Annotated in this window: 13 protein-coding genes; 2 read left to right on the forward strand and 11 right to left on the reverse strand. The window is 63.1% G+C overall.

Annotated elements, in window-relative coordinates; genetic code table 11:
• The 8 genes from K0F86_RS21610 to K0F86_RS21645 all read right to left on the reverse strand — a co-directional run.
• On the reverse strand, positions 1–1,331 hold a 1,331-nt coding region (locus tag K0F86_RS21610), incomplete at its 3' end, for a DUF3422 family protein (protein ID WP_219136248.1).
• A 122-nt stretch (positions 1,332–1,453) separates the two neighbouring features.
• Positions 1,454–2,662, reverse strand: coding sequence for a multidrug effflux MFS transporter (locus tag K0F86_RS21615; RefSeq protein WP_219136249.1), 1,209 nt, complete (start codon positions 2,660–2,662; stop codon positions 1,454–1,456).
• A complete protein-coding gene (locus K0F86_RS21620; RefSeq protein WP_219136250.1) occupies positions 2,659–3,327 on the reverse strand; it encodes a CerR family C-terminal domain-containing protein in 669 nt (222 codons plus the stop codon). The genes K0F86_RS21615 and K0F86_RS21620 overlap by 4 nt, the downstream gene beginning before the upstream one ends.
• Positions 3,328–3,450: 123 nt before the next feature.
• On the reverse strand, positions 3,451–3,921 hold the full coding sequence (locus K0F86_RS21625; protein WP_219136251.1) for a copper chaperone PCu(A)C: 471 nt from the start codon (positions 3,919–3,921) through the stop codon (positions 3,451–3,453).
• 18 nt (positions 3,922–3,939) lie between these two features.
• Positions 3,940–4,536 carry an SCO family protein gene (locus K0F86_RS21630; RefSeq protein WP_070222056.1) on the reverse strand — a complete coding sequence of 199 codons (597 nt, stop codon included), beginning with the start codon at positions 4,534–4,536 and terminating at the stop codon, positions 3,940–3,942.
• A 64-nt stretch (positions 4,537–4,600) separates the two neighbouring features.
• The gene (locus tag K0F86_RS21635) at positions 4,601–4,987 is read right to left on the reverse strand and encodes a DUF2946 domain-containing protein (protein ID WP_219136252.1); all 387 of its coding nucleotides are present in this window, start codon (positions 4,985–4,987) and stop codon (positions 4,601–4,603) included.
• 36 nt (positions 4,988–5,023) lie between these two features.
• Positions 5,024–5,617, reverse strand: a complete 594-nt coding sequence (locus tag K0F86_RS21640) for a helix-turn-helix domain-containing protein (protein WP_219136253.1) — start codon at positions 5,615–5,617, stop codon at positions 5,024–5,026.
• A gap of 62 nt (positions 5,618–5,679) precedes the next feature.
• Positions 5,680–6,381: a Crp/Fnr family transcriptional regulator gene (locus K0F86_RS21645; RefSeq protein WP_219136254.1), complete on the reverse strand. Its 702-nt coding sequence runs from the start codon at positions 6,379–6,381 to the stop codon at positions 5,680–5,682.
• A 125-nt stretch (positions 6,382–6,506) separates the two neighbouring features.
• Here K0F86_RS21645 and K0F86_RS21650 point away from each other — a divergent pair, with 125 nt between their 5' ends.
• The gene (locus K0F86_RS21650) at positions 6,507–8,141 is read left to right on the forward strand and encodes an acyl-CoA synthetase (RefSeq protein WP_219136255.1); all 1,635 of its coding nucleotides are present in this window, start codon (positions 6,507–6,509) and stop codon (positions 8,139–8,141) included.
• Between the two features lie 4 nt (positions 8,142–8,145).
• Here the strand turns inward: K0F86_RS21650 and K0F86_RS21655 are convergent, their stop codons facing one another.
• The 3 genes from K0F86_RS21655 to K0F86_RS21665 all read right to left on the reverse strand — a co-directional run bounded on the left by K0F86_RS21655 (position 8,146) and on the right by K0F86_RS21665 (position 11,524).
• Positions 8,146–9,561 (reverse strand): MFS transporter, encoded by a 1,416-nt coding sequence (locus K0F86_RS21655; protein ID WP_219136256.1) that lies wholly within the window; start codon positions 9,559–9,561, stop codon positions 8,146–8,148.
• 77 nt (positions 9,562–9,638) lie between these two features.
• Entirely contained in the window at positions 9,639–10,355 is a 717-nt protein-coding gene (locus K0F86_RS21660) for a hypothetical protein (RefSeq protein ID WP_219136257.1), read from the reverse strand.
• Between the two features lie 68 nt (positions 10,356–10,423).
• A complete protein-coding gene (locus K0F86_RS21665; RefSeq protein WP_219136258.1) occupies positions 10,424–11,524 on the reverse strand; it encodes a branched-chain amino acid aminotransferase in 1,101 nt (366 codons plus the stop codon).
• A 194-nt stretch (positions 11,525–11,718) separates the two neighbouring features.
• Between K0F86_RS21665 and K0F86_RS27690 the strand changes: the two genes are divergently transcribed.
• Positions 11,719–12,285: PepSY domain-containing protein (locus tag K0F86_RS27690; protein ID WP_257572294.1), on the forward strand; the 567-nt coding region annotated here is incomplete at its 3' end.

Genomic DNA, 12,285 nt, shown 5'->3' on the forward strand with positions numbered 1-12,285 from the left:
TTGTGATGCATGCGGCGCAGCCCCAGCCACACGCCGGCCGCCACAAACGGCACGAGGGCGCCGACGAGGATTTCCGGATTCACGGGTAAACCCAGCACCTTGGCCGCCTTGCCCGTGTAGCTGAACAGGCCAATCACGTAGTAGGAAATGGCGGCCACGGACAAGCCTTCCACCGCTTGCTGCAAGCGCAGCTGCTGCGCCGCGCGCGCGTTCATCGATTGCAGGATTTGCCGGTTTTGCAATTCCTGCACGATGCCCACGCGCGTGCGCAGCAAGTCATTCGTGTTGGCAATGCGCTGCGCCATCGCTTCCTGACGGCTGGCCATCGCTTCGCACGTGTTCATGGCGGGCGTCAAACGGCGGTCCATGAATTCCTCGACCGTGGGAATGCCCTCGATGCGCTCTTCGCGCAACTCCTCGATGCGCGCCTTGACCAGGCCCATGTAGGCTTTCGAGGCGGAAAAACGGTAGCTATTGTCGAGTGATAGCTTTTCAATGCGGGCCGCCAGGCGCGTGATGCGGTCAAGCAAGGCTTGCTCGGCGACGCCCTCGTCGGCTTTGGCCAGGCCCGGCGCGTCATCCGTATCGACCATGGCGGCGGCCAGGGTCGCCAGTTCGTTTTCGATGGCGTTCAACGAAGGCGCCGCCTGCATGGCGTAGGGCAAGCCCAGCAAGGCCATCATGCGGTAAGTTTCGATTTCCAGCACGCGCTGCACCAAACGGCCCGATTGCTGCGAGTGCATGCCCGCATCGCGGATGACGAAACGGCTGAAGCCGTCGGACTGGATCGTAAAGTCCGTCCACAATTCGCCGCCCTGCAACACCTTGCTGCCGGCCAGGGTATTACCCTCGAACACGCGCGACAAGCCCTGCATGAAAATCTCGGCCGGCTCGGTCGCCTGCTCCAGCACCACGTGGGCAGCCACCATCAGCTTGCCCTTCAAGCCCGCCAGCCACTGCTGCGGCAACTGTTCCAGGGGCATGCGCTCGAACGCCTGTTCCAGGGGCAAGGCGGCGCCCGGATGTTCGGCAAAGGTAAACGTGGCAAATTCCGTATGGCATTCCCATTTCAGGCGGAAGCGGCCAAAGTCGTAATAAAAATACTTGGCTTCGGCGGCGGGCGGCGTGACGCCGAAATGCGTGCACAGGGCCGCCAGAGTGGCGTGCTGGGCCGACATATTCGACGCACCGGGCGCCGCGCTGTCATCCTTGTACACGGCCAGATGGGTAATCAGCTCGGGGGCATCGAGCTGCAAAAACGGCCGCGAGTGGATTTCCGCAGCCAGCGGCACGCGCAAGGCGTGGTTCAAACTGGAGTTAATCAAGTGCATGATAGCCAAAGGTAAAGTTGCAAAACTGCTTAGACCCGCGCGCGTGCTGTGGCGCCCGCGGCACGGGTCTGATTGTCACAGTGTAACAAAGCAGAATGCATGCCATCCTTTTCCAGGGCTAGTCATGTTGTTTTAGCAACCCCAACCACGCCCTGCCCCACCCCTTGGCGGCTGCCCAGCCACCAGAATACGGCGGCCAGCACGACGGCCGCGGCCTGTCCCAGCGCCAGTTTGAAAGCGCTGTCGAACAGCAACGGTGCGACAAAACCGGACACCAGCGCAAACACCAGCATTTGCACGAAGTTTTGCAGGGACGCGGCCAGGCCCCGCATCTGCGGGAAAATGTCGAGCGTCGACATGGTCATGCCCGGCAAGGCCAGCGACATGCCGAACGCGTACAGCATCACGGGCACGACGGCGAACGGGATGCTGGCCGCGAACCAGTGGTTGTAAGCGATGTTGAGCGCGCCCGTGGCCGCCATGACCAGCAAGCCCCAGTGCACCAGCACGGTGCTTTTCACCGCATGGGCCAGCTTGCCCGACAGCGCCGAGCCCAGCACCAAACCGGCCACCATGGGGATGAACATCCAGCCAAACGCCGTTTCCGGCAGGCGCAGCAATTCCAAAATAAAATGCGGGGCCGAGGCGATGTACAGGGCGAAGCCGCCAAAGGCGAAGGCCACGGCCAGCGAACGCAGCAGGAACGCCCGGTGGCGCAAGGCCAGCCAGTAATTACGCGCGATGTTGCCGGGGTGGAAGGGTTGGCGTTGCTCGGCGGCTAAACTTTCCGGCAAGCCTTTCAGGCAGGCGAGCGCCAGCAGCACCGTGACGGAAAAGGTGAAGACGAACGTCGATTGCCAGCCGTAGGCCACGTGCAGCCAGCCGCCGATGATGGGGGCGATGGCCGGTGCGATGCCGAACACCATCATGATATTGGCCAGCATCTTTTGCGCGGCCGCGCCCGACAGGGTGTCGCGCACGATGGCTTGCCCGATGACCCTGCCCGCTCCCGCCGAGGCGCCCTGCATGCCGCGGAAGAACAGCAGCCAGCCAAAGCTGGGCGCGAAGGCGGCGCCGATGGAGCCGACAGCAAAGATCAGCAGGGATGCCAGGATCACGGGGCGGCGGCCAAACGAGTCGGACAAGGTGCCGTAGAACAAGGTCATGAAGGCGTAGGCGGCCAGGTAGACGCTCAGGGTCTGCTGCACCAGCACGCTGCTGACGTCGAAATGCGTGCCGATCGCGGGAAACGATGGCAAGAAGGTATCGGTGGCGAACGGACCCAGCATGGCCAGGCCGGCCAGCACCAAGGTCAGGTTACGCGCCTTCATGCGCCCGCCTGCACGGCATATTGGCGGCGCATGCCATCGAGGGCCGCCAGCGAGAATTGCGACACATGCTGCGCAATGCTGGCGATGCCCGCCTCGTCATAGGTGATCTCCGGCACCACCAGTTCATGCACGATGCGCGAACGGGCATAGAACACGGCCTGGCCAATCACGCTGAACACGCATTTCTGCACCACGTCGTGCGGCATGGCCGGCCCCACCACGCCACGGATCAAGCCCGTGAACAGGGCGTGCTGCGGGCGCACATTGCGTTCGGCCAGCTTGTGGATGGCCGCCGTCGGCTCGATCAGTTCGCGCGCCACCAGGCGGCTGAACAGCGATGCCGGCCCCGAGCGCAGCATGTCGGACACGAGCGCCTCGATGGCCAGGCGCAACTGTTCCACTGCCGGCAACTGCGCCCGCGCACTGGCGGCCGCCACGTCGGCGGCCGAGGCCCGCGCCAATTCGCGCGCATGGTCGAAGGCGGCCAGGTGCAGCTCTTCCTTGCTATGAAAATAATAATTGACCATCGCCACGTTGACGTGGGCCGCCTCGCAGATCCTGCGCACGGACGCGGCCTTGTAGCCCTCGTCGGCAAACAGGTCCGCCGCCGCCTGCAGGATGCGCGCGCGCGCCGGTTCGCTTTCGTTTTGTATTTCTTCCGTCATGCCTATCCCATCATTTAAACAACCGTTTAATATTGTCCGATATTGTATCAAACAGCTGTTTAATTTCCAAACGGGCACAAAAAAGCCCGGCGTACCGGGCTTTTCAAGGACGTAGCGGGAAGCTTAGTGCTTCATCGCCGGCATCGGGGCCGAGGCGGCGCCCAGCGGACGGGCCACGGCGGTCACTTCGATGGTTTCGCGGTGCTTGTCCTCGCCTTCGAGCACCAGGGTCAGCGGGATCTTGTCGCCCGCCTTCACCTGGCCTTTCAGGTCCAGCAGCATGACGTGGTAGCCGCCCGGTTTCAGTTCCACGGCTTTGCCGGCTGGCAAGGCGATTTCCTTGACCTGGCGCATGCGCATCATGTTGTCCGTCATGCTCATTTCATGGATTTCCGCCACGCCCGCCACGGGCGAGCGCACTTCCAGCAAGCGCATGGCTTTCGGCGCCGTGATCTGCATGAAGGCGCCCGTGGCTTTTTGCTGCGGCACGGTGGCGCGCACCCACGGGTCGGTAATCTGCACGGAAGTCTGGGCAGCGGCGGAGAAGGACAGCACGGTCAGGGCCGTGGCCAGCAGGGTTTTCAGATGGGTCATGATCATTCCTCGGTGTGGTTATAAGGTGTATTTCGATTTCATCAGGGTCTTGATGTCCTGCACGCACTCGTCGCCCGTCAACTGGTGTTTCAGGCCCAGGCGCATGCGCCCTTCCGTATCGAGCACATAGCTGATGGCCGTGTGGTCCATCGTGTACGAGCTGCCGCTCGGCACGCGGCGGTAGAAGACCTTGTAATTGAAGGCCGTCTGCGCCGTGTTCTTCGGATCCGTGCGCAAGCCCAGGAAGCTGGGGTCGAAGGCGCGCATGTATTCGCCCAGCAGCTCGGGCGTATCGCGCTCGGGATCGATGCTGATGAAGATCACTTGCAGTTTATCCCCATCGGCGCCCAGTTTCTGGCGGATTTCCAGCGCGCGCGACAAGGCTGTCGGGCAGACGTCCGGGCATTGCGTGAAGCCAAAGAAGACCATCACATACTTGCCCTTGAAGTCGGCCAGGGTGTAGACCTTGCCGTCGGGGCCGCTCAACTTGAAGTCGGGCTTGTAATCACCTCCCGTCAGGTCGAGGCCGTTGTAATGGGGTTTCGGTGCTTGTTCGCAAGCGGCAAGCGTGAGCAATCCCGCCGTGCCGGCGAGAAGGAAAAGACGACGTTTCATGGTAATTCCGGCCCGATGGGCGTAGTTGAGACAAGTTAGGACGTGGAAGGCGTGACTGTTGCGTTCAGGCAGTCAAAGGCGGGCCGCGCGGGCTGGCGCCCAGCCACGCGAACGGTACTCGCGGTGTCTGGCAGAACAATGGCGGATAGTGGTCGTGGCCCGTGATGACGGCCAGCGGAGACAAGGTCGGCGGCGGCAGGGCCGCGCTGCCCGCATGGCTCATGCAGAACGGGCAATGCTCGATGTGGTGCAGTACGGAATCGGTGGTGGATTTGACGGCCGGCGCCAGGTCCGCTTGCGTGTAGACGGCGCCGCTGGCCGAGCAGATCTCGACGGCGGCATTGTTCGCGTTTGCGTGCAGCGCGGAAAACGCATACGACAGGGACGGCGACAGCGCATTGAGCAGTATCGCCAGGCAGGCGAACCACATGTGCCACTGTTTGCGTTTCAATAAAGATCCCATGGCCCCGATTATAGCGGAGTCCGGCTATCCGGGCGCCTGGCCACGCAGGAACAGGCTGGGGCGCACGCCGGCCACGTCCACGCAGGCGTCGCAAAACGCGGGGATCGAGGCAAAGCCGGAGCCGGCCGCCACTTGCGCCAGGTCGCGCTCGCCTCCTTCGCCATCGGCGCCCGCTTGCGCCGCCGTGTGCAGCGCATGCGCCAGGCGCTGTTCGCGCACCAGGCTGAGCAATGCTTCGCCCTCGGCAAACAGGCGCGCACGCGCCTTGTGCGGCGTCACTTGCCACAGGGTCGCCAGGCGCGCCGCCGTCCATTTGCCTTGCGGCGTATCGAAGATGTGCTGCGCCAGCGCCTGGCTCCAGCGCTTGCCGCCGCCGTGGCCGCCCTCCGCCTCGTCGTCTTCCAGCGCCAGGGTGAACACGGCCGGCTTGCCCCGTCCCGGCATCACGTCGCAGGCGAAGCGCAGAAAAGCGGGCACGACGAAGCTGTCGCCGCTGCCCAGTTTCTTGGTGGTGATTTCATTATGCAAGGTGACAAAACCCTGGCGCACGGTGACGCGCAGCCTGAGCGGAAAGCGCAGGCCCAGCAAGTGCAAGGGATGATCGGAAACGAGGGCCATGCGTCAGGTCAATGTGGTGAACGAGCCATCAGCATGCCACACATCGCGCAAGCAGTCTGTCATCACAGCGACGCCACGCCATAGCGGCGCAAGCCATCGAGGTCCACCACGCGAATCGATTGGTAGGCGATGCTGATCAGTTTCAATTCGGCCAGGCGCCCCAGGGCCAGGTTCACCCGTTGGCGCGAAATGCCGGTCAGCAAGCCGATTTCTTCCTGCGACAGCTCAAGCACGCTGGAGGTGCGCGGGTATAGCATGGGGTGGAACAGCTGCGCGATCGCTTGCGCCACTTGCGCGTCGACGGCCAGCAGGCGCTGGTTCTGGATGGTGGCGATGAATTGCCCCATGCGTTCGTTCAGCTGGCGGATGACGAAGGCATTGAAGGAAAGGCTCTCGGCCAGCAACAGATGAAACAGCTCCACCGGCACCAGGATGATGCTCGATGCGCGCACGGCCACCACGTCGTAGCGGCGCAATTCGCGCTTGAGCACGCTTCCCTCGCCGCACCAGCCGCCGGCCGGCACGCCGGAAAACGTGGCGCCGCGCCCATCGGCGTTGTAGACGGCCAGCTTGATCAAGCCCGTATGCACGCCGATCCAGTGCGCCGACGGTTCGCCGCGCCGCGTGATGAAGGCACCCGCCTCGTAATGCCGGAGCACGCTGCCGGTGCGCAACAAGGTCTGATGCCGCGCGTCGAGGGCCGTGAACCAGTCATGGCTGTCGAGTTCCGGCACGGCACGGTCTACACTATCATTGCTATTCATTCCATCCTTCAGTTGTCACTAAGATGACAGTGATTTTCCAGCACCGGTGCTATGCTGGCCGGTATCAATCCCGAAACAGGGAGCTACAGAATTCCAGTACCAATATTATTTACCAGGAGACAAGCATGACTGCTGATTTCAACACCGGCCTCGGCAAAAACAGCGCCAACTACGCCGCCCTCACCCCGCTCGACTATATCGCCAGGGCAGCGGCAGTATATGGCAATCGACTGGCAATTGCACATGGCGCCGTGCGGCAGACGTGGCAACAAACCTATGCGCGCACGCGCCGCCTCGCCTCCGGCCTGATCAAACTGGGCGTGGGCACGGGCGACACGGTGGCCGTGATGCTGCCGAACACGCCCGCCATGGTGGAAGCGAGTTTTGGCGTGCCCATGGCCGGCGCCGTCCTCAACGCCCTGAATATCCGCCTCGACCTGGCGGCGCTGACCTTCATGCTGCGCCATGGCCACGCGAAAGTCTTGCTGGCCGATACGGAATTTGCCGAGCTGGCGCGCCAGATGGCGGCGCAGATTCCCGGTCTGCGCGTGATCCAGGTCAATGACGTGCTGGGACCGGAAGTGGAGGCTTTTTCCGACCTCGATTACGAAAGCTTGCTGGCCAGCGGCGACCCCGATTACGACTGGCAGCCGCCAGCGGACGAGTGGGACGCCATCGCCCTCAACTACACGTCCGGCACCACGGGCGACCCGAAAGGCGTGGTCTACCACCACCGGGGCGCGGCCCTGAACGCCCTGTCGAACATATTAGAGTGGGACATGCCCAAGCATGCCGTGTATTTATGGACATTACCGATGTTCCACTGCAATGGCTGGTGCTTCCCGTGGACCATCGCCGCGCGCGCCGGCGTCAACGTGTGCCTGCGCAAGTTCGAACCGAAACTGGTGTTCGACCTGATGCGCGAATTGCGCATCACCCACTATTGTGCGGCGCCCATCGTGCATGCGGCGCTAGCCAATGCACCCGCCAGCTGGCGCGAAGGAATCGACTGGACCGTGCGCGGCATGGTGGCCGGCGCGCCGCCGCCGGCCGCCATGGTGGCGAAGATCGAAGCCATGGGCTTTGACTTGATCCACTCGTATGGCTTGACGGAAGTGTACGGCCCCGCCGCCATCTGCGCGGAGCAGGATGAGTGGGCGGCCCTGAGCCAGGAAGAGCGCGCCGTATTGAAGTCGCGCCAGGGCGTGCGCTACCACTTGCAAAGCGCCGTGGCCGTGATCGACCCGGAAACCATGCAGCACGTGGCGGCCGACGGTGAACAGATCGGCGAGATCATGTTCCGTGGCAACATCTGCATGAAGGGTTACCTGAAGAATGAAAGGGCGACGCAGGAAGCCTTCGCCGGTGGCTGGTTCCACACGGGCGACCTCGGTGTCATGTATCCGGACGGCTATATCAAGCTGAAGGACCGCAGCAAGGACATCATCATTTCCGGCGGCGAGAATATTTCCAGCGTGGAAGTGGAAGATGCGCTGTACCACCACCCGCAAGTGCTGGCCGCCGCCGTCATCGCCCAGCCGGACGAAAAATGGGGCGAGACGCCATGCGCCTTCGTCGAATTGCGCGAAGGGGCCAGCGTGACGGAAGCGGAATTGATCGCCTTCTGCAAGAACAACCTGGCCGGATTCAAGGTGCCGAAAGCCATTTATTTTGGTCCCCTGCCCCGCACGTCGACGGGCAAGATCCAGAAGTTCGAATTGCGCAAGCGCATGCAGTCGGACAAGGCCATCGACGTCTAGGCGCTTAATTGTCCTTGCCCGACAGCCACGCCGGCTGCGCGACCACCAGGCGCGAAAAGCTGGCGATGCTGGCCACGGCGGCAAATCCTGCCGCCAGGCACAGCGCATACGTCGTGCCCCTGGCGGCGGAAACCGTGAAGCAATACGCGACCAGCGCCGCGCCCGTGGCTTGCCCGATCAGGCGCGAGGTGGCCACCACGCCGCTGGCGCCGCCGGCCCGCTCGGGCGGCGCGCTGCCCATGATGGCTTTCAGATTGGGCGCCTGGAAAAAGCCGAAACCGATGCCGCACAAGGCCATGCGCCAGCCGATATCAAACGCGCTCGGGTGCGCCGGTATCCACACCAGTGTCAGCAAGCCGCCGGCCAGCGCCGCCAGGCCGATGCCGCCCAGCACGCCCGGCGAGTAACGGTCGCTCAAACGCCCGGCCACGGGCGCCATCACGGCCACCAGCACGGCCCACGGCGTCATCAAAAAACCCGTTTCCACGGGCGAACGGCCCAGTGTCACTTCAAAATAGAATGGCAGCGAAACGAACGCCAGCCCCTGCGCGGCAAACGTGCAGATGGCCGTCAGCGAGGACAGCAAAAACAATGGACGGCGGAACAGGTCGATCGGCAGCATGGGCGCCGCATGTCCCGCCTGGCGACGCAGCAGCAAGGCAAAGAACACGGCCACGGCCACCAGTTCCGCCAGCAGGACGGCGCTGGACGCGTGATGGGCCGCGTCGCCGAACAGCAAAATGAGCAAGCCGAAGGCGCCCACGTTGTACAGCGCCGTGCGCGCATCGAGCGTGTGGCCGGACAGTTTTGTCGCCGGCAGCATGCGGCTGGCGAGGAAAAAGCCGGCCACGCCCAAGGGCACGTTGATCGCGAACAGCCACGGCCACGACGCCGTCGCCAGGATCAGCGAGGCGGCCGTGGGGCCGATGGCGAACGCGACGGCCACCACCAGCGCATTGTTGCCGAACGCGCGGCCCAGCAAGTGTTTCGGATACAGGGCGCGCAGCAGCGCCGTATTGACGCTCATCATGGCGCTGGCGCCGACGCCTTGAAACAGCCTTGCCACCACCAGCGACGGCAGGGACCAGGCCAGCGCACAGGCGAGCGACGCCAGGGTAAATAACAGCATGCCGGAGATAAATACACGGCGGTAGCCGGCGATTTCGCCGAGGGCGGAAAACGGCAGCAGGGTCGCCACCATGGCCAGTTGATAGACGTTGACGATCCAGACGGAAGCTGCCGGCGTCGTGTGCAACTCGCTGGCGATGGCCGGCAAGGCCGTGTTGGCGATCGCCGTATCGAGCGAGGCCATGCCCACGCCGATGGCCAGCGCCAGCATGGCCCATAAACGGGCGCCGGGCGGCAAGCCGTCCTCGCCCACCATGACGGGTTGCGTTTGCCGCTGCATAGACTGCTGCATAAATACACTACCTGTTCATCTTGCTGATCCGGGCAACACACTAGCATGGATGAAAGAAAGCTGCAGGACAGGCAGGCTTACTTCTGGCAGTCGATCACTTTAAACTCTTTCGAATAACAGATGCGCAACTCGCCCGAGTGCTTTTCATAGCCGAGCCAGCGGCCCTTCAGCTGCGGGTTGTGCTGCTTCATCCACTGGAACAGTTCGTTTTTCGGCATGGTGGAATCCGGCAATTTCAAGGCCTGGAACAGTTCGCGTTCCTTCTCGAAATACTGCTTGGCCGTATCGAAATCGCAGGCGCCATGCTTTTCCCATTCGCCCTGCAGCAAGGCTTCGCCGGGCTGCATGCACATGTACGGCAAAATTTCCGATGGCGCCAGCTTAGGCAAATTGCCCTTGCAATAGCGCGGGTGCATGTCCGTCTTGCGCGGCGGCGTCACGGAAATGTCTTCGCAGGTGGCCGGATTGGCCGACTGTGCCCACAAGCCATGCACGATCCAGCCGAAGTGGTTGCTCTCGGCGCACTGGAAGGCGGCCTTCTTCGACACTGCGCCGCGGCGGCGCTGGCTGTCGCAAAATCCTGGCGACCACGACAGCGCCAGCATGAAGTAATCGGTGGGCACGTTGGTGCTTTGCTTGTAGCACGTGTTTTTCTCGTCCGACGGCTTGACGTCGTAATCGACATAGCTGACGTTGCGGGGAATGGCGCAGGTGGCGTCGGCCGCGTGGACGGCGCCGGCGGACAGGCCGAGGAAAACGGCGGCCAGGGCAGGCAGAATAGAGCGAATTTTCATCGAGTTTCCTTCAAGATATAAAAACGCCGGCAACTGAGTGCCGGCGCAGTATCAATCAGACAAGCTGATCAGCAAACCTTGTGCATCCAGTGATGCGTGTCCGGTGCCGTGCCATGCTGCAAGCCCAGCAGCGCTTCGCGCAGGGCCAGGGTGACGGCGCCGTTTTCATTGTTGTTGATGGTCATTTCAAAGCCGTTGGCCTTGGCCACGCCCACGGGCGTGATGACGGCGGCCGTGCCGCAGGCGAACACTTCGGTCATGCGGCCCGAGGCGATGTCGTCGCGCCATTGCTGGACGGACAATTTACGTTCTTCCGTCGCATAGCCGAGGTCTTTCGCCATTTCCAGCAAGCTGCGGCGGGTGATGCCTGGCAGCAAGGTGCCCGTCAATTCCGGCGTCACGACGGTGACCTTTTCGCCATCCTTGTACACGAAGAACAGGTTCATGCCGCCCATTTCCTCGATGAATTCACGGTGCACGGCATCGAGCCAGACGACCTGGTCGCAGCCCTTTTCCTGTGCTTGCGACTGGGCCATCAGGCTGGCCGCGTAATTGCCCGCGCACTTGGCTTCACCGGTGCCGCCGGGCGCGGCGCGCACGAAGTCTTCGCTGATCCACACGGTGACGGGTTTCACGCCTTGCGGGAAGTAGGCGCCGGCCGGCGAGGCGAACAGCACGAACAGGTATTCTTCCGATGGACGCACGCCCAGGTAAGGGTCGGTGGCGATCATCAGCGGACGCATGTACAGGCTTTCGCCCGTGTTCTTCGGCACCCAGTTGCGGTCTTGCGCAATCAGCGCGTCGCCCGCTTCCAGGAACAGCTCGACAGGGATGGCCGGCATGGCCAGGCGCGCGGCGCTGCGGTTGAAGCGCTCGGCATTTTGTTCTGGACGGAAAGTCTTGATGCTGCCATCGGGCTGGGCAAACGCTTTATAGCCTTCGAAGATGGCCTGGCCGTAGTGCAGCGACGAAGCGGACGGGTCCAGCGTCAAAGGGCCGTACGCCTTCAGTTCTCCCTGCTGCCACTTGCCGTCACGGTAAGGAATCACCACCATGTGGTCCGTGAAGATGCGGCCGAAGGCGGGGCTGACCATGCGCGCGGCGCGCTCGGCGTCGGACAAGGGGTGGGCGGACGGGGTGACGACGAGATTCGGTGTGGAAGTGGTCATGGCGGCAATGGGAACTAGTGAACAGTATCCCTATTGTAGCGCCTATGGCGACCACTCAGGCAAACGAGAATGGCCCCCGCCACGCGAAAACAGGGTGACATCATTTGCGAATGATTCTCGTTTGCGTTAAAATGTCAGCCTTCCTTCTTCCCGCCATGCCTGATATCTGCATGGCGGCGCTATCGAAAGCCGCCATGACCACCTCCTCCCTCCCCCAGTTGCGTGCCAGCAGCACCGACGCCGCGTCCGCAGTGCGCCAGCCAAGCGCCGCCCCGCAACAGCGGCGCTGGCACTGGAGTTGGAAGCAGCTGTGGTTTCAATTGCACTGGTTTATCGGTATCACGGCCGGCACGGTGCTGGTGATTATCGGCCTGAGCGGCGCCACGCTGGCCTTCAAGGATGAACTACTCGATGTCATGAACCCCGGCGTGCGCCATGTGCCCGTGGAAACACGCGCGCCGCTGACGCCGGCCCAGCTGAGCAACATTGCCGCAGCCGAGCACGGCCAGCGCGTCGCTTCCATCACCATATATGCAGAAGCGGGCGTGGCGCCACGCCTGTTCTTCGCGCCGAAGCATGGCCAGCGGCGCGGCGAGTCCATTTATGTGCACCCGTACACGGGCGCGACCCAGCCGGCGCTGGCGGGGGCGGAATTTTTCGAGTGGACGGAGTCCTTGCACCGCTGGCTGCTGCTGCCGCGCGATCCGGGTCGGCAAGTGGCGGGCGCGCTGGCCCTGTGCCTGCTGGGCCTGGCACTCTCC

It is taken from the genome of Janthinobacterium sp. UMAB-60 (assembly GCF_900095235.1).
GTDB lineage: Bacteria > Pseudomonadota > Gammaproteobacteria > Burkholderiales > Burkholderiaceae_D > Janthinobacterium.